The organism is Microtetraspora sp. AC03309, assembly GCF_020826795.1.
Classification (GTDB): Bacteria; Actinomycetota; Actinomycetes; order Streptosporangiales; family Streptosporangiaceae; genus Microtetraspora; species Microtetraspora glauca.
Genome location: NZ_JADDIL010000098.1, coordinates 11,860 through 28,873, shown reverse-complemented (window position 1 = coordinate 28,873; position 17,014 = coordinate 11,860). Strand labels below are relative to the sequence as shown.

At 69.7% G+C, this 17,014-nt stretch carries 19 protein-coding genes and 1 pseudogene; 10 read left to right on the top strand and 10 right to left on the bottom strand.

The genetic code is table 11. The features are described from left to right. Positions 1–32 precede the first annotated feature (32 nt). The gene (locus IMZ11_RS37795; RefSeq protein WP_228647553.1) at positions 33–518 is read right to left on the bottom strand and encodes a hypothetical protein; all 486 of its coding nucleotides are present in this window, start codon (positions 516–518) and stop codon (positions 33–35) included. Between the two features lie 156 nt (positions 519–674). Between IMZ11_RS37795 and IMZ11_RS37790 the strand changes: the two are divergent. Both IMZ11_RS37790 and IMZ11_RS37785 read left to right on the top strand, forming a co-directional pair. Then, positions 675–917, top strand: a pseudogene (locus IMZ11_RS37790) (transposase family protein); the annotation flags it as partial. A gap of 232 nt (positions 918–1,149) precedes the next feature. After that, on the top strand, positions 1,150–1,713 hold the full coding sequence (locus IMZ11_RS37785; protein WP_228647549.1) for a DUF4240 domain-containing protein: 564 nt from the start codon (positions 1,150–1,152) through the stop codon (positions 1,711–1,713). Between the two features lie 204 nt (positions 1,714–1,917). Here the strand turns inward: IMZ11_RS37785 and IMZ11_RS37780 are convergent, their stop codons facing one another. After that, entirely contained in the window at positions 1,918–2,616 is a 699-nt protein-coding gene (locus tag IMZ11_RS37780) for an alpha/beta fold hydrolase (RefSeq protein ID WP_228647547.1), read from the bottom strand. A gap of 233 nt (positions 2,617–2,849) precedes the next feature. Here IMZ11_RS37780 and IMZ11_RS37775 point away from each other — a divergent pair, with 233 nt between their 5' ends. Then, positions 2,850–3,140: a helix-turn-helix transcriptional regulator gene (locus IMZ11_RS37775; protein WP_228647545.1), complete on the top strand. Its 291-nt coding sequence runs from the start codon at positions 2,850–2,852 to the stop codon at positions 3,138–3,140. Next, positions 3,137–3,523 (top strand): VOC family protein, encoded by a 387-nt coding sequence (locus IMZ11_RS37770; protein WP_228647543.1) that lies wholly within the window; start codon positions 3,137–3,139, stop codon positions 3,521–3,523. The genes IMZ11_RS37775 and IMZ11_RS37770 overlap by 4 nt, the downstream gene beginning before the upstream one ends. Positions 3,524–3,578: 55 nt before the next feature. Here IMZ11_RS37770 and IMZ11_RS37765 read toward each other — a convergent pair whose 3' ends face one another. Beyond that, the gene (locus tag IMZ11_RS37765) at positions 3,579–4,283 is read right to left on the bottom strand and encodes a group II truncated hemoglobin (protein ID WP_228647541.1); all 705 of its coding nucleotides are present in this window, start codon (positions 4,281–4,283) and stop codon (positions 3,579–3,581) included. 259 nt (positions 4,284–4,542) lie between these two features. Here IMZ11_RS37765 and IMZ11_RS37760 point away from each other — a divergent pair, with 259 nt between their 5' ends. Then, positions 4,543–4,890, top strand: coding sequence for a DUF952 domain-containing protein (locus IMZ11_RS37760; RefSeq protein WP_228647539.1), 348 nt, complete (start codon positions 4,543–4,545; stop codon positions 4,888–4,890). 63 nt (positions 4,891–4,953) lie between these two features. On the opposite strand, the gene IMZ11_RS37755 is transcribed toward IMZ11_RS37760, so the two are convergent. The 4 genes from IMZ11_RS37755 to IMZ11_RS37740 all read right to left on the bottom strand — a co-directional run bounded on the left by IMZ11_RS37755 (position 4,954) and on the right by IMZ11_RS37740 (position 8,283). Beyond that, positions 4,954–5,688, bottom strand: a complete 735-nt coding sequence (locus tag IMZ11_RS37755; protein WP_228647537.1) for a DUF2786 domain-containing protein — start codon at positions 5,686–5,688, stop codon at positions 4,954–4,956. Positions 5,689–5,766: 78 nt separating this feature from the next. Next, entirely contained in the window at positions 5,767–6,576 is an 810-nt protein-coding gene (locus tag IMZ11_RS37750) for an ABC transporter permease (RefSeq protein ID WP_228647535.1), read from the bottom strand. Beyond that, positions 6,576–7,346 (bottom strand): ABC transporter permease, encoded by a 771-nt coding sequence (locus IMZ11_RS37745; protein WP_228647533.1) that lies wholly within the window; start codon positions 7,344–7,346, stop codon positions 6,576–6,578. The genes IMZ11_RS37750 and IMZ11_RS37745 overlap by 1 nt, the downstream gene beginning before the upstream one ends. Position 7,347: 1 nt before the next feature. Further along, positions 7,348–8,283, bottom strand: coding sequence for an ABC transporter ATP-binding protein (locus IMZ11_RS37740; RefSeq protein WP_228647531.1), 936 nt, complete (start codon positions 8,281–8,283; stop codon positions 7,348–7,350). A gap of 174 nt (positions 8,284–8,457) precedes the next feature. On the opposite strand from IMZ11_RS37740, the gene IMZ11_RS37735 reads away from it, so the two are divergent. From IMZ11_RS37735 to IMZ11_RS37715, 5 genes are all read left to right on the top strand, one after another. Beyond that, a complete protein-coding gene (locus IMZ11_RS37735; RefSeq protein ID WP_228647529.1) occupies positions 8,458–9,048 on the top strand; it encodes an RNA polymerase sigma factor in 591 nt (196 codons plus the stop codon). 445 nt (positions 9,049–9,493) lie between these two features. After that, the gene (locus IMZ11_RS37730) at positions 9,494–10,105 is read left to right on the top strand and encodes a hypothetical protein (protein WP_228647526.1); all 612 of its coding nucleotides are present in this window, start codon (positions 9,494–9,496) and stop codon (positions 10,103–10,105) included. Then, on the top strand, positions 10,102–10,803 hold the full coding sequence (locus IMZ11_RS37725) for a hypothetical protein (RefSeq protein WP_228647524.1): 702 nt from the start codon (positions 10,102–10,104) through the stop codon (positions 10,801–10,803). Before IMZ11_RS37730 ends, IMZ11_RS37725 begins: the two co-directional genes overlap by 4 nt. Further along, positions 10,800–11,597, top strand: a complete 798-nt coding sequence (locus tag IMZ11_RS37720; protein WP_228647522.1) for an ABC transporter permease — start codon at positions 10,800–10,802, stop codon at positions 11,595–11,597. Before IMZ11_RS37725 ends, IMZ11_RS37720 begins: the two co-directional genes overlap by 4 nt. Before the next feature lies 1 nt (position 11,598). Further along, positions 11,599–12,471: an ABC transporter ATP-binding protein gene (locus tag IMZ11_RS37715; protein WP_228647520.1), complete on the top strand. Its 873-nt coding sequence runs from the start codon at positions 11,599–11,601 to the stop codon at positions 12,469–12,471. On the opposite strand, the gene IMZ11_RS37710 is transcribed toward IMZ11_RS37715, so the two are convergent. Genes IMZ11_RS37710 through IMZ11_RS37700 form a run of 3 tightly spaced genes read right to left on the bottom strand, consistent with a single transcriptional unit; the run spans position 12,435 to position 16,490 of the window. Continuing rightward, entirely contained in the window at positions 12,435–13,427 is a 993-nt protein-coding gene (locus IMZ11_RS37710) for a hypothetical protein (RefSeq protein WP_228647518.1), read from the bottom strand. The genes IMZ11_RS37715 and IMZ11_RS37710 overlap by 37 nt on opposite strands. Further along, a complete protein-coding gene (locus IMZ11_RS37705) occupies positions 13,417–14,685 on the bottom strand; it encodes an MFS transporter (RefSeq protein ID WP_228647516.1) in 1,269 nt (422 codons plus the stop codon). The genes IMZ11_RS37710 and IMZ11_RS37705 overlap by 11 nt, the downstream gene beginning before the upstream one ends. Next, a complete protein-coding gene (locus IMZ11_RS37700) occupies positions 14,685–16,490 on the bottom strand; it encodes a discoidin domain-containing protein (RefSeq protein WP_228647514.1) in 1,806 nt (601 codons plus the stop codon). Before IMZ11_RS37700 ends, IMZ11_RS37705 begins: the two co-directional genes overlap by 1 nt. Between the last annotated feature and the right edge of the window lie 524 nt (positions 16,491–17,014).

The window sequence follows — 17,014 nt, the reverse complement described above, 5'->3', positions numbered from 1 at the left end:
ACGGCCCCGATTTCAAACTCCAGCCGAACCGCTCAGCCAGCCACCGGATAGACGTGAAAGATCGAGGCTAGCTTCCCGGCGTCATACAGAACGAGAGTGACCTGGTACATAAGCTCGGAACCCGCTTTTTGCAGGGACCGCTCGCTGACGTTTTTCAATACCCGATCGACGTGCTGCATATGGCTTGACGCACGCGACATGAGCGGAATTCCGCCAAGCTCATACCGGCTGCGAGCAAGTGATGTGGCCAACGTGTTCACATAGTTGGCGCCCTGATAGGGATTCACACTGTTAGAGGGAACGAAGATAACGGAAACGGCGGCTGACAGAAATTCACTACATTCCACGGACTCCCCCAATTTGGGCGATATGCGTATTTCCCATCCTACGCGTGCCAGTAGGTTGACGGCCTTGGCCATGCCGGTTTCCTTCTGCCCCCGGGACACCTCGGAGACCCATGCCTGGGAAACGCCCAGTTCATGGGCGAGATCAGTCTGGGTCAATCCTCTTTGCTCCATGATCGCTTTGAGCCCTATCACTGGAAGCACAGATCCACCCCGGTCCTGGCTAAGGCCGACGATCCCGGCTTCCCCGCAGCGCGTTCGCAACCTCCAATGAGGAACGGAGCACGAGGGCATCCCGCGTGAGTCGGAGCGGGCCGGGATCCTCACGCCGCCGACAAGGGCTACCAGGGAACCGAGGGCCCGGTCATCACCCCGTACAAAGGCAGGAACAAGCCCGAGGCCCAGAAGCGTGCCAACCGGTCACACGCCCGCCTGCGCAGCCCCGCTCAACGCGCAAACGCCCAGCTCAAGAGCTAGCGCAACCTGCACAAGCTCCGCTGCAGCCCTGGCAAGGCCGGACACCTGTGCAAGGCCATCACCGTCCTTCAGAACCACCGGACCACTCAAGGATGAAAGGGTTCACGGCACGCGCCTTCCCGAATGTCATCGTGGTGACGACAGATTTGTTGTCACCACGATGACATGACATACAGCCCACCATTACCGCTATTGGCTGCTCCAATGTTCCCTGAGGCCGGAGAATGCCGAATATGACTTGAGAGTCACTTGAGGGTCACTGGAAATCGGCTTCAAGCCGGTCATTTGAGGCCCGACGACCCTCGGAGCCTTGGCATACTCATAGAGTATGGAGATCAATGAGTTCTGGGACCTGATCGAGCGATCTCGGGCGGTGACGAGTGACCTCCAAGCACGAACCGTGTGGCTGGAGGAGCGACTCGCGGAGGGTTCCGTCGACGACGTCTTGGACTTCAGCATGTTCAAGCATCAACTGGACCTGCGCACCTTCACCTGGTCGCTGTGGGGCGCGACGAGCGTGATGGCCAATGGCTTCTATTCGGACGCTTCCTTCGACTACTTCCGGGAGTGGCTCATCGGACTCGGCCGGGACGTGTATGAGCGAGTTGTCGATGATCCGGACAGCCTTGCAGATCTCGCCGAGGTGCAGGAACTCGCTGCCAAGTCGGGGACTGTCATACCGGACATACCAGAGTGGGAAGATCTGGTCATGGTTCCGTACAACGCCTATGAAGCGATCACAGGAGCCGACGACGTGGACGCGGAAGATGCTCTCGACCAGTACAACGAACTGTGGGGCGAACCACGGGGAGATGGTTGGGACTTCCGCGACAAAGAGGAGACCAGACGGCGACTTCCCCGGCTGTACGCGCTGTTCAACGAGAACTCCTGACGACCGCCCAGAACTCGTTACCGGCTCGCCACCGCATTCGAAGGTCCCGCCCGCACACTGACGGAGTCGATCGCGCACCGCAACCAGTCCAGCTCTGGGCTTGATCCGGTTTAACGGACATCCGAGATCAGAGGCTCGTCCCTGGAAGGGCGTCCATGATGGAGCACATGGGCATGAGGAGACGGCGGCTAGCCTAGCCGAAGTTCACGCCGCGGCCGCGTCGAGCAGGATCCGCGCCAGCGCGAGCGGCCGGGAGAACATCGGCCAGTGGCCGGTGTCCATCTCGACCAGCCGCCAGCGCTCGCCGGCCAGCAGTGCGGCCACGTCGTCGCCCACCTTGTCGCCGTCGAGCAGGCATTTGATGTACGTCGCCGGAAGCTCGCCGAGCGGGCGTGCCAGCACGGCCGGCTCGGTCAGCGTGGCGCCCGGGTGCGGCGTCGAGCCGCCCACGAACCGCGCGATCTGCTCGTCGGTGAGACCCTGGCCGTCGCAGTCGTCGGCGGTCAGCGGCGGCCAGAAGCCCGCGTTCTCGGCGATCGCGGCCTCCACCATCGCCCGGCCGTCCGGCCAACTGGACACGAACGACTCACCGTCGGCCGGAACGTTGGAGTCGACGAAGACCACGCGGGCCAGCCGGTCGCCGATCCGCTCGGCGGCCTGGCCGACCGGAATGCCCGAATAGCTGTGCCCGACCAGGATGACGTCGCGCAGATCGTGGCGCTCGACCTCGTCGACGATGTCCTGCACGTGGGTCTGCTGCCCAGCCGGCACGCCCTGCTTGTCCGCGAGGCCGGACAGCGTCAACGGGTGGGTGCCGTGGCCCGCCGCACGCAACTCCGGCACCACCTCATCCCACGCCCACGATCCGAGCCACGCCCCTGCGACCAGTACGAATTCCGCCATGGCGGCAACGTAGCAAAGGGGGCCGACAATCTCGGTGCCGTCGCCGCCCCCGTCGGCGAACGGCGTCCCGCCCATGATCGGGGCAACCGTCGTACTGGCCGAAGATCGGGCGGGTATGGCGTCGTGCGGCCCCGTCCCCGGCACAGGCCCAGCATGGGGACGAGAAGGCGGGGCTGGCGGCGCAGCGAACTCACCCTTGATAGGCAAGTAGCGACTTGCCTATAGTGACGGCTATGGCGGAGGATGTCTTCAAGGCCCTGGCCGACCCCACCCGCCGGCGCATCCTCGATGAGCTGGTGGAACGGGACGGCCAGACCCTGTTCGAGATTTGCACACGGCTGGTGACCAAGCACGGTCTCGGACTGTCCCGCCAGGCGATCAGTCAGCATTTGGCGGTACTGGAATCCGCAGGTCTGATCCATTCGCGGCGCCAGGGTCGCTACAAGTTCCACGATCTGAACACCGAACCCCTTGAGCGCATCGTCACCCGATGGCTCAAGCCCGACACCCCGGAGGCACCATGAAGATCTACATAACCTGCGTCTTCGTCGATGACCTCGACAAGGCGCTGCGCTTCTATACCGACGTGCTCGGCTTCGTGAAGAAGACCGATCTCCCGCTGGGCGCGGCCCGGTGGCTCACCGTGGTCTCGCCGGACGACCTCGACGGGACCGAACTGCTTCTCGAGCCCGACGGCCACCCCGCCGTGAAGCCGTACAAGGACGCGCTGGTCAATGACGGCATCCCGGCCGCCTCCTTCGCCGTGGAGGACGTGGCCGCCGAGTTCGACCGGCTGCGCGAGCTCGGGGTCCGATTCACGCAAGAGCCGCTGGAGATGGGCCAGGTCACCACAGCCGTCCTGGACGACACCTGCGGCAACCTGCTCCAAATCGTGCACAGCAAGTAGGGACCCCGCGCCGATGCCGCCCACGACCGCGTCCGCGCAGGCGGCCACCGACGCATCATGACTTGTCTGGTGTCCCCGTCCCGCTGAACGGCGGGGCGACGCCCCAGCCCCAGCGCGGGACGGGGGCCTGCTGCGGGGGGCGGGCGCCGGGCTGGGAGTTGGCGAAGGCGAGGCGGGTGCCCCACTCGACGTAGCCCGCGAAGGCGGCGCGGAACTCGGGGTCGGCGGGCAGGCCGACCTCGTCGGCGGCGCTCATGAGAAGGTCGACCCAGCGGCGGCGCTGGGGTTCGGTGATGGCCTTGCCGAGGTGGCGGACGAGCATGTGGTGGTAGCCGCCCCGTTCGTCGGTGTAGCGGGACGGGCCGCCGAAGACCTCGGCCAGCCACATCGCGACGTACCTGGGGTGGCCCGGGTCCATGTGGGCGAAGAGAGGGCCGATCACGTCGTCCTTGAGGACCTGGGCGTAGAACGTCTCGGTGAGCCGCTCGAACGCCTCGGTGCCGCCCGCCCATTCGTACAGGCTGGGGATCGAGGAGCCGGTGCCGCGCACGGCGGTGCTCTCGTAGTGCCGCATCTCCTCGATCTGCTGGACGTACGGTTTGATCTCGGCGAAGAATGCCGCGAAGTGCTCACCGCCGCGGAAACCCTGGAGGTGGTCCTCGGCGGAGGTCCACGTGATGCGCAGGACGTACCATTCGGGCTCTTCGACGCAGCGGGACAGCTCGTAGTCCACGCACTGCGGTGCGGCTGTCAAGGGCACCGCGGCACGTTGGTAGGCGGCTTCGAACTCCTCGGTGTGCTGCTCGGTCGATCCGGTAGCGGATGTACTCGACGATCATGCGAACATCGCCTCCGAGGTCGCGATACCAGAAAAGAAGATCATTGTAATATTGTAATCATGCCGTCGGCATGGGGGCATCCGGCTGACAACGTTGATCATTTCACCGTGGGTCTTCGGGCCGTTGTGGCGGCGGTGAGGGCCGAGTCGGCCGCCGGGCACCGCCCGGTAGGGTCGGCGCATGATCGTGCATCTGGCGCTGGCGGCCGACTGGGCCGAGGCGATGGAGCGGGGCGAGTACCGCGTCTCCACGCTCGGCCGGACACTTGAGGAGGAGGGATTCATCCACGCCTCCACCGATCCCGGCCAGGCGCGCGGCGTGGCCGGGCGCTACTACCGTCACGTCACCGAACCGCTGGTGCTGCTCACCATCGACGAGGACCTGCTCGGCTGCCCGGTGCGGTTCGAGGTCCCGGACGGCTCGGAGGAGACGTTCCCGCACATCTACGGACCGGTCCCGGTCGGGGCGGTCGTCGCGGTCAGCGACTTCCCCCTCGACCTGGAACCGGACCGGCCACTGCCCGCCTGACCACCGCCCTGAACGCCGCCTCCGGATGCGGCCCCGCGCAAAGGGATCAGCCCCGTGGCGCGGTCACCGGCCGATCGGTGCCCGCGCCGGGGCACCGAGGCGCGACCCGCCGAGGTCGGCCCGATCCCCGGCGGCCCGGCCGCCGTCCCAGCCCGACCAGTCACTCAACGCCCGCCGCCCGGCCCGGCGCACGTTCGGGAACATCTGCTCGTAGACCCGGCCGACCTGGGCGGCGCGGTCACGCAACACCAGCTCCGTCGAGCGCCCGGCGCGGGGCGGGGTATCCCGGGCGGCGTCCCTGGCCGCAGCGGCCTCGGCGGCCCGCAACCGCTCGCAGACGCGGTTGACGTATCCGGCCATCCAGCTCTTCCGGTAGCTGATCGTGGTGTGGCCGGGCGGGACGGAGACCCGCAGGACACCGGACGCCATCTGCAGGCAGAGCGAGGTGAACAGCATCTCCACCAGGTCGAGATCGGAGCGGTAGCCGACGACCTGCACCTCCGACACCGAGCCGATCTTGCGGTAGATCGTCCGGCAGCGCAGCGCCGTGGCCACGCCCCCGAGCAGGGCCCGGCGGTCCGGCTGGTAGGGATTGCCGATCTCGATGACCAGACGGTCGACCTCGTCACGCACCTGGCCCGTGTCGGCGAGCACGGCCTGCTCGATGCCGTACGCCGCCATGAGCGCGCACGCCTTTTCCAGAAAGACGGCCGCCTCGGCCTCACCGGTGGCCGGATGCTCGGCCACGGCGAGGAGCTTGCGGATGAGCTCCAGCTTGCGCTCGGGAATCTCGTTCACGGTGGCCATCCCTTCAATGCCGGCGACAACGGGCGCAACGTTACGGGACGCTACCGACAGTTACGGACCTCGGAGGCCTCAGCGGCAGAGCAACTTCTCCATGCGGCGCGCCGCGAACCACAGCCCGCCCGCCACCATCGCGATCAGATAGGCGGCGTGGCCGGCCAGTCCCGGCTCGTACGTGCTCAGGCACAGGCCGCGCACCAGCTCGACCGCGTGGTAGAGCGGGGTGACCTGGATCAGGACCTCCATCCAGACCGGATAGTTCTGCACCGGGGAGAACGTCCCGGAGAACAGGAACAGCGCGAACTGGCCGGTGGTCATCAGGTCGAAGTCCTGCCAGCCGCGCATCAACGTGCTGATCGCCAGGCCCACCGCGCCGAAGGCCAGGCTCACCAGGACGGTCGCGGGGAAGGCGGCCAGCGCGCCCCCCACCGTCGCCAGGCCGAGCGCCACCATGATGCCGAGGAAGATCCCGGTGTAGAGGGAGCCGCGGACGGTCGCCCACACCAGCTCGCCGAACGCGATCTCCACCGGCCGTACCGGCGTGGCCAGCACGGCCTCGTACGTCTTCATGTATTTGAGCTTGAAGAACACGTTGAACGTGGTCTCCGACAGCGCCCCCGACATCGCCGACACCGCCAGCATGGCCGGAGCGACGAACGCGGCGTAGGACATGGTCCGGCCGGCGACCGTCAGGTCCCCGACCAGCGCCCCGACCCCGACGCCGATGGACAGCAGGTAGAGCAGTGGCTCGAAGAACCCGGAGACAAGCACGATCCAGTAGGCAGGGCCGGAGCGCAACGCCCCCACGTTGCGCCCGATCACGGCGCCGACGCGGGCGGGGGAGACCCGGGCCACCCGCCTGGCCACCAGGGTGGTCATCATCAGTCCTCCAGCCTCCGGCGGAACCTGTACGCGGCCATGGCCGTCCCGGCGAGCGCCCACAGCAGCAGGCAGCCCACATGGGCGGCGATCGGCCAGGGCGGCGCGATCCCGAGCGTGGCCGAACGGCACAGCTCGACGGCGTGCCACAGCGGCGAGACGTACGCCACCGGCCGCGCCAGCGCCGGGAGCTGCTCGATGGGGAAGAAGACCCCCGAGAACAGCGCCGCGGGGATCATCACGAAGCGGAACAGCAGCGCGAAGTGGCTGTCGTGCTCGATGCTCGCCGCGAACGCCATGACCGGCGCCGCGGTCGCCACCGTCAGCAGCGCGCAGACGAGCGGGATCGTCACGGCCCACGGCGAGTGGAGCGCGTCGAAGAACAGCACGACCAGCAGGAACGCCAGGACGGCGGTCGTCACGCGGAACAGCAGGTAGAGCAGGTGACCGGTGACGATGTCGTCCGGTCGCACGGGGGTCGCCCGCATCGCGTGGTAGGCGCGGACCCACTTGAAGTCGCCGAGCACCGAGTACGTCGACTCGCCGACCGCCATCTGGAACGCGGTGGAGGCGACCACTCCGGGCACGATCCAGGACAGGTAGTCGACGCCCTGCACGGAGCCGATATAACCGCCGACGCCCATGCCCATGCTGATCACGAACAGCACCGGCAGGACGAACGAGGAGAACACCGACGCGCGCCACAGCCGGCGGTACAGCGTCAGGTGCCGTTCCAGGACGGCGATGCTGGGGTGGACGGTTCCCATGGCCATGTCAGTCCACCAGCGTCCGGCCGGTGAGGTGCAGGAACACGTCCTCCAGGGTGGCGCGGCGTACCAGCACGCTGGAGGGGACCAGACCGCGCCCGTGCACCGCGGCCACCGCCGCGTCTCCGTCGTCGGCGTAGAGCAGCACCCGGTCGGGCAGCGGGTCCACCCGCTCGCCGATGCCGTCGAGCTTGGCCGCGTAGTCGGCATTGGAGTCGAGGCCGTCGGGGAAGCGCAGCTCGACCACCTCGGCCGTGGAGTACGTCTCGATCAGCGACCGGGGCGAACCCTCCGCCACGATCTTGCCGCCGTCCATGACCACGAGCCGGTCGCACAACTGCTCGGCCTCGTCCATGTAGTGCGTGGTCAGCACGAGGGTGGTGCCGCGCTGCTTGAGCCGGAACAGTCGCTCCCACAGCAGATGCCTCGCCTGCGGGTCGAGGCCGGTGGTCGGCTCGTCGAGCAGCACGATGTCGGGCTCGTTGATCATCGCTCTGGCGATCGTGAGCCGGCGCTTCATGCCACCGGACAGCGGCTCGACCATGCTGCCCGCCCGGTCCGACAGCTGCACGAACTCCAGCAGCTCGTCGGCCCGCCGCCGCCCCTCGGCGCGGGACAGCCCGAAGTAGCGGGCGTAGGTCGTGAGGTTCTCCCGGACCGACAGGTCGGGATCGAGGTTGTCCAGCTGGGGGCAGACGCCCAGCCTGGCCCGGATCTTGGTGCCGTCGCGCACCGGGTCCATCCCCAGGATGCGCAGCTCTCCGGACGTGGGCGCGGAGACACAGCTGATCATCCTCATGGTGGAGGACTTGCCGGCCCCGTTGGGCCCGAGGAAGCCGAACGCCTCGCCTGGTGCGACCTCCACGTCGATGCCCTTGACGGCGGTGAAATCGCCGAAGCGCTTGACCAGGTCACGCGCGAAGATCAATGGTTGCTCAGCCACGTGCCAAGACACTAATGAAGACCCCCGACATTTCCGCAACCATTTTTTCGGCGCGCTTCGCCGCCGCGAGAACCCCGGCGTACCCGCGCCGTCCCCGCTCGCCGTACGCGCTCGCCGTACTGAGGCGGGAACGATCGTTGAACCGTACGGCGGGCGGGACGCTACGCACACGTCATGAACGAAGGAGCAGAGGGCATGGCGCTGCGCTGGTTCGCCGGGACCGCGCGCCGGTCGCGTGCCCCGGTGGAGGACGCGACCGTCCTGGCCAGGGTGGCCGACGGTGACGCGGCCGCGCTGAGCGAGCTGTACGAGCGCTATTCGCGGCCGCTGTTCGCCTTCCTCTTCCGGCTCGCGGGGGACCGGGGCACGGCGGAGGAGATCCTGCAGGACACCCTGCTCGCGGTGTGGCGGTCGGCGGGCACCTATCGGAGCCGCTCCAGCGTCAGCACGTGGTTGTTCGGGGTGGCCCGCAGGCAGGCGCACAACCGGCTGCGCGGCCTCCCGCCGCCGCTGCCCGCGGATCCGGCCGACGGCGCCGACCCGGTGCCGGGGCCCGAGGAACTGGCGGTGGGCGGCGACCGGGTCCAGCAGACGCTGGCGCGCCTCCCGCTGGCCCAGAGGGAGGTGGTCGTCCTCGCCTACCTCAACGACCTGGGCCATCAGGAGATCGCCGACATCCTCGCGATCCCCGTAGGCACGGTGAAGAGCCGCCTGCACCACGCCCGCGCGACCCTGAGGGGGTGCATCGATGCACGAGTGGACTGAGTCCGCCGAACCGCCGCGGCCCGAACCGGCACGGCCCGAACCGGCACGGCCCGAACCGATACCCGAGCCGATTTCCGGCCCACCGCACGCACCGGATTCCGAATTCCTTCCGGCGGCACCGCCTGAACTGCGGGGGATCCGGCACGGCATTCCGGAGCCCCCCGGACCGGAGATCGTACGGAGCGTCCTGCTGGCATCCGCACTCGGCGGGACACGCGCGTCATGGGAGGCGGCACCGGACGAGGCACGTTCAGACGGCGCGCGGTCAGAAGCGACGCGGGGGGAGGCCGGACCGGGCGACGGCTGGTCGGCTCGGCCGGCTGACGGAGAAGCACGCGAGGCATGGCCGGAGAACCCGCTCACCCGGCACGTACGGCGGTCTCCGCGACCGCGCGCGTGGCGGCCTGTGCGGCGGCCGGTCGTCCGCGCCTGGACGTTGCTGGCGATGGAAGCCCGCATCATGCATCGGTCGATCTGGCTGGCCTCGGCGCTCGTCATGGCGGTCAGTGTGGGATTCGCCCTGCTCAGGGGCGACAGCGCCCAGCTTGTGCTGTCCCTCGCCGCCCCGTTGATCGCCGGGGTCGGCGTCGCCGGTTCGTACGACGCGAGCCGGGGCGGCCGGGGCACCGCCGCAGAGGTGGTGGCGACCACCCCGACCTCGCCCCGCGTCATCATGCTGGCGCGGGTGACGCTCGCGTTCGGCTACGACCTGGCGCTGGCATTGCTCTCCTCGGCCGGGGCACTCGCCCACGGCTCGGCTCCCGCCGGGATGACGTCGCTCGTCACGGCGTGGCTGGGCCCGATGGCGCTGCTCGCGGCGCTGGGCCTGCTGCTCGCGGTGTGCTGGCACGCCGAGGGCGCGATCGGGGTCGCGCTCGCGGTCTGGACGGCCTACGCGCTGTCCTTCATCGAGCTGCCGGTTCTGAACGGCATCCGCCATTTCTGGACGAACAGCACAGTGACCCTCGTCTTGGCGCTCGTCCTCGCCCTCGCCGCTGTGATCATGGCGGGCAGGATTGAACCGATCCGCTTCGGCGGCGCAACTCACCGATCATGAAACCTCTCGAACTCTGGACGCACGAGTTGCGCAGGGCTGGGCCCGCCACCTTGGTCGGGCCCCCGGCTCTTGTGCTGCTCATGGCGGTCCTCGCCATATTCGGCGCGCGGCTGGGCTCGCGCGAGTCCAACACCGCCTTCATGCTGCTCGCCTCCCTGGAGATGGCGATCCCGCTCATGACCGGCATGGCCGCGGCCTCGTCGCTCGGCCGGGACCACGCGGTGGAGCTCCAGCTCACCATGCCGGTGGGATACCGCTCGACCCTGCTGCGCCGCCTGGCCGTGACAGTGGGCTGGACCGGCCTGTGCGCTCTGGCGGGCTCGGCTCTACTCGCGGTGGGCGGCTGGTGGGAGCTCGTTCCCGGCGCCCCGCGCGGCCTGGCGGTCCAGCTCACCTGGCTCGCTCCCGCGCTGTGGCTGGCCGCTCTGGGCCTGCTCGCCTCGGCCGCGTTCGGCGGCACCGTCGCGGCCACCACCACGGTGGCGTTCGTCTGGGTCGCCGAGCAGGTGTTCGCCGGCCCCCTGCAGGCGAGCCTCCCGTCCCGGCTCCTCTACCTGTTCGCCACCACGCGCGGCACGGTGCCCGACGACTGGACGGCCAACCGGATCGTCCTGCTGTGCACCGCCATCCCGCTCGTCGCGGCGGCCTGGCTCCTGCTCGGCCACGCCGAGCGCGTCCTCGGAGGTGAGAAGGAATGATCGCCACCCTGCGCTACGAGTTCCTCATGCAGATCCGCCGGCCCGTCATGTGGATCGTGTACGGCCTGGCCTTCGCGGCGATCGTCGCCACGATGTGGCCCTCTTACCGGACACTCGACCTCGGTTCGGGAGGCGGACACGACCCGAAACTGGCCATGCTCGCGTCGGCGAAGGTGACCATGTCGCTGCTGGCGATCGTCTACGGATGCCTGCTCGCCGACCGGCTCATCCGGGACCGCAGGCTCGGCGTCGCGTCGATCCTGGACGCCTCTCCCTCCAACCCCGGCGGCCGTCTGATCGGCAAGTACCTGGGCGTGTGCGCGGCCACGGCCGCGCCGATCGCGCTGGTCTTCTTCGGGCGGGCCGTGGTCTACACGTTCACCGAGGGCAAGGTCGAGACCCTGGCCTGGTCGCTGGCCGTCTTCGCGACGGTCATCCTCCCGGGACTGATCTTTCTGGGCGCGCTCGCCCTGGCAGGACCTCTCCTGATGCCGCCGCTGCCGTTCCGGGTGCTGTTCGTCGGCTACTGGTTCTGGGGCAACCTCATCCCGGCCGACATGATGCCCACCCTGTCCCACACGATCTTCGCGGCGACCGGTGACTACGCGGCGTACGGCCTCTTCGACCGGGCGAGACCGGATGGCGTCGCCTACGGGTGGCCTGACGCGGCGCTGAACTTCCTGCGGCCCGCGGCCACCCCCGCCGTCGCCGTCCTCTGGATGGGCGTCATGGTCGCGCTCGCCACCGCGATCCTCCTGCTCGCCCGCCTCCACGCCGCCCGATCGGAGTCCTGACATGCGCATCCAGATCTCCCAGCTGACCAAGACGTACAAGGGCGGCGTGCCCGCCCTCAAGGGGATCGACCTCGACGTGCCCACCGGCATGTACGGCCTGCTCGGCTCGAACGGGGCGGGCAAGACCACGCTCATGCGGATCCTCGCCGGGCTGCTGCGGCCCACCTCCGGGACGGTCAGGATCGGCGGCCACGACGTCACCGACCCGGAGGACAGGCTCGCCGTGAAGCGCACGCTCGGCTACCTGCCGCAGGACCTCGGCGTCTATCCGGACCTGACCGCGCGGCAGTTCCTCGACTACATCGCCCTGCTCAAGGGCATCGACGAGCGGTCCGCCCGCCGACGCCGGATCGGCGAGCTGCTGGAGGTGGTCGCGCTCGGCGAGCACGCCGACCGCAAGCTCAAGGGCTACTCCGGCGGCATGCTGCGCCGTGTCGGCATCGCCCAGGCGCTGCTCAACGACCCCCGCCTCCTCATCGTGGACGAGCCGACCACCGGCCTGGACCCCGAGGAACGGATCCGCTTCCGCACGCTGCTCTCCCATCTCGCCGGGGAGCGCACCGTCCTGCTCAGCACGCACATCGTGGAGGACGTGGCGCAGACCTGCCGGCACCTCGCCGTGCTGGCCAAAGGCCGCCTGGTGTTCCAGGGCGACGTCGGAGAGCTGGTGTCGCGCGCGGACCGGCAGGTGTGGACGGTGACGACCTCCGGCGCCGCGCCGTCCACCGGCCGGGTCGTGGCCGCGCTCCCGCACGGCTCCGGGATGCGCTACCGGATCGTCGCCTCCGTGCCGCCCGACCCGATGGCCGAGCCCGCCGAGCCGACCCTGGAAGACGGCTACCTCGCGCTCATGGAGGCGGCCGCCCCCGTATGACCCGGTCCTCCCAGGGCAGGGGACGCGGCGTCCCGCAGCAGCAGCCGCGGGGCGCCGCCGCCGTCGGCGGGTACCGACCACACGTCGCCCCCCTTGCCGTACATGACGGTGCGCTCGTCCAGCCAGGCGGCCTGGTCGTCGACGCTCTCCCGCTCGGCGAGCGGCGTCTCCCTCATGGTCGCCAGGTCCAACGCGTACAGCCGCCACGGCCGGGCGGACGCCTCGGGCGCGACCCGCTTCTTGAACACCAGGCGGGTCCCGTCCGGGGACAACGACGGGCACTCGGCGTTCTCCCGCAGCGCCCGCGCCTCCCATCTGCCGTAGTCGCCCTCGACCAGGTACGTCCTGCCGCGCGTCGAGACGGTCGCGTAGAAGCGGTTGTCGTCGGCGGCGAAGGTGACGCCCCAGTAGTTCACGTCGGCGGAGCGATACCGCTTCCCGTCGATGTAGAGCTGGATGTTCTCCATGTTCGGTACGGCGTAGCCGGTCCGGGTGTCCAGGATGCCGGTCCAGGTGGAGAACCCGCCCCGGTTGTAGGAGTCTCCGGTGACGAAGACGGTCCACGAGACCATGCGCCCGCTGGCCGACACCCGGGCCCGGTTCGGGATCCCGGCGGACTGGACCCGCGTCACCTCCTTCATCGTCCGGTCCACGACCACCGCGTACGTGCTGGGGACGGGGCCGGGCCGGACGACGACGCACACGCCCGTGCCCGCCGCCGCGTAGAACCGCTGGCAGGTGAGACCGCTCACCGTCACGGGCGCGGCCGGGTCACCCAGCGGAGCTGAGGCCACCCGCCCGTCCCGTACGAACAGCACCCGGCCGCTCGCGGCCAGGTCCACGGCCCGTCCCGGTCCGGCGTCGCGCCTGGTGGCGGCCGCCGCGTACGCGACCGCGACCCCGGCCAGCGCGACGACGGCCGCGAGCAGGACCAGCGCCCGTCCCCTACCTCGCACCACGCTCTCCTCCCGGCGGGACTTCCGACCGGTTTCCCGGCACGACTCTCGGCTCGGCTCCCGGCTCGACTCTTCGCAGGACGGACCAGGAGGCGACGGCGCAGACGGCCACCCCGACTCCCATCACGGCCAGCCCCGGTTCGGCTCCCGCGGTGGTCCACAGTGCACCGAACAGGACCGACGACAGCAGCCGCCCGACGGCCTGACCGGTCTGCACCATTGCCAGGCCGCTCGTCCGCAGATGAGCGGGAACGAGCGGACCCGCGGCCGCCATCAGGACCCCGTCGGTCGCCGCGTAGAACACCCCGAGCGCCGCCAGCGCCACCGCCAGCAGCCAGCCCCCGGCCGACGGGAGCGCCAGGAATCCGTACAACACGACCAGTACGGCATGGCCGCCGAGGAACACCGCGAACCGGCCCGCCCGGTCGGCGAGCCTCCCGAACGGCACGGCCAGCAGCAGGTACGCGGCCGCCGTGCCGAGCGGGAGCAGCGGGAACAGCTCGGGCGAGAGCGCCAGGCGTTTCTGCAGCAGCAGATAGACGAACGCGTCGCTGACCGTCACCAGCCCGAGCGCGGCCGCGACGGCGCACAACTGAAGCAGCGGCGTGTCGCGCGGCACCCGCCGCACGGAGACCCGGTCACCGGCGAGGAGGGGCTCGCGCCGGTCCCGCACGTACAGGACCATCAACAGGACGCCGGCCACCGCCACGCAGAAGCTGGTCACGAACACCGCGTCATACGCGCCTCCGGTGGCCGCCAGCAGCCCGAACGCGACCAGCGGCCCGAGGAAGGCGCCCGCGGTGTCCATCGCGCGATGGACACCGAACGCCTGTCCGAGCGCCCCCGGCGACGCGCTCAGGGAGATGAGCGCGTCGCGCGGGCCGGTACGCAGTCCCTTGCCGGCGCGGTCGGCCGCCACAACCGCTCCCAGGGCGGCGACCGACCCTCCGGCGGCGAGCAGGCCGACCCGGCACGCCGCCGACAGCGCGTACCCCAGGACCGCGACCAGTTTGCGCCGCTGCCACCGGTCGGCCGCGTGCGCCCCGGCCAGCCGGACCAGGGCGGTCACGCCGAAGTACAGCCCGTCGATCACGCCGAACGCCAGCGGGCTGAGTCCGAGGGACAGCACCAGGTACATCGGCAGGACGGCGGTGACCATCTCCGAGGAGACGTCGGTCACCATGCTGACCGCGCCGAGTGCCAGGACGTTGGCGGGCACCGACGCCAGCCGGGGCCACCGGGTCGCCGATACGTACATCAGTGGCAGGTGTAGGTCGGGCTGGAGTCCTTCACCTTGCCGTCGGTGCCGATCAGCTGCCAGGAGTAGGTGCTGTCGGTGAACGCCAGCTTGACCACGCCGTACGTGCCGCTGAGCCGGAACTGGCTGTTGGGCTGGACGTTCTCGATCGTGTACGGGTCCGCACCGCCCATGCCGCCCAGCAGCTCGACCAGCCCGTTCGCGTCGGCCTGGCCCGAGGGGTTCTGCGGGGCGAACCGCTCGTAGTGGTGGTCGTGCCCGTTGAGCACGAGATCGGCCCTGGCGTCGTACAGGATCTGCCAGACGGGCCGGCTGACCGGGTCGTTGCCGTGCTCTCCGGAGCTGAACAGCGGGTGGTGCCAGTACGCGGCGACGCAGCCCTTGGTGGTGGCGGCGAGGTCGGCCTTGAGCCAGTTGATCTGCGCCGTCTGGTCGAAGATGTTGGAGTCGAGGGCGATGAAGTGCCAGTTGCCCCGGTCGAAGCTGTACCAGCTCTTGCCGTTCGGGAACGCGATCGCACCGAAGTAGGACTTGTAGCCCGCCTCGAACCCGGCCGGGTCGTAGCTCTCGTGGTTGCCCGCCGAGGGATGGGTCTTGTCCTTGAACGTGCCCCAGGTGGTGGCGTAGTACTTCCGGAAGTCGTCGATGGTGCCGTCGTCGTACTGGTTGTCACCCATCGTGACGACGAACTCCGGGTTGATCGCCTGGACCTGGGCCGCCGTCTTGGGGTGGGCACAGGAGCTGGAGCTCGCGGTGCACTGGGCGGCGATGTCGCCCGCCGCGACCACGGTGAACGCGCCGCCCTGGGTCGGCGAGGACGAGGGGGACGGCGAGGGGGAGGCGGTCCCGCCCGGGGTGACGGTCAGCTTGTCGAGGTTCGGGCCGTCGACGGTGTTCGCCGCGGTGGCCCGGACCTTGCTCGTGCCCGACGGCAGGGCGGCGACGACGTCGACGGTCGTCCAGGTGTCCCAGCCGCCCGTCGCCGGGAAGGCCGGGCGGGCCACGACCACGCCGTTGACGGCGATGTCCACGGGCCGGTCGGTGGTCTTGCCGTTGGCGTACCGCAAGGACAGCGTCGCGTTGCCCGCAGTGGTGGCGTTGACCGTCCACTCGACGTACCCGCCGGTGACGGCCGCGTAGTCGACGAACCCGGTACCGGTGTACCCGGTGTGGTTGGTGGCCACGGCCGCCTGCGACAGCGTGGCGTCCTCTGCCTGGTAGTCCACCGGTCCGGCGGTCGGCGTGACGCTGGGCGACGGGCTCGGGGTGGAGCCCGCCTCGCCGTACACCTGGACCTCGTACAGCGAGTAGCCGTAGGAAGTGCCGCGCGCGGTGCCCAGTACCCGGACGTAGCGGCCGCTTCCGGACAGGCCGGTCCGGTCGTCGGTGCCGCCGTCGCCCTGGCTGGTCGTGTGGATCGTGGTCCAGCTCGCGCCGTCGGCGGAGGTCTGCACCTGGTACGCGGCCGCGTAGGCGGCCTCCCAGTACAGCTTGACCCGGGAGATCGCGTACGTGGCGCCGAGGTCGATGGTGAGCCACTCGGGGTCGTGGCCTTCGGCCGAGGCCCACCGGGTGGAGGTGGTGTTGCCGTCGACCGCGTACGCAGCCGCGTATGAGGAGGACTCGGTCGACGACGCGGTGGCGGGCTTGCCCTGGGACAGCAGCGTCTCAGCGGCGTTCGCGCGCTCGGCGGCCACGAACAGGCCGGCGAGCAGGGCCAGGACCGCGGCGAGCACGCCGTACCGGCTGCGGAATCCCGGCCGCGGCCGGGGCCGGGAGAGAGGTGGGGGGAGGGGCAGGGACATGGCTGTCTCCTGGGGGGTGAGCGACCATGGCGGAACCATGCTGAAGGACCACGGGGCGTGTCCCGGGCCGAGGCCCTGTGGCGGGAACGTCCCGGACGGCCGGGGCAGATCTTTCCTGAGCGCGTCACGTCCTCCGGAACGTCCGGGAACGCCGCGCCAAGCCGCTTACCCGGCATCGTGGCAAGGCGCACGAGCCGATGTCAAGAACGTTAGGAAGCTTTCCTAACGTTCATCTCGCGGACCTTGCCGCCTCGGGAGCGGGAACCTGCCGCGCGCCTTCAATGCCGTGGCCGGCACCGGCGCGGTGTGCGTACCGGTTGTCTCCATGGCCCGGTAAAGCGCTGAGGACGCGGTGTTGGTGTAATCGGTCGAGGGTCAGGGGTATCGCCACCAAAAGTGGCCGGGCGAATGCCCATCGCGATGGCCGCGCGTCCGGCCTATGGGGACATGAGGGCAGGGCGGCGGCCCCGTCCGCCCGGGTTCCATCAACACCGCCATCAACACCGCCATCAACGCCCCCATCG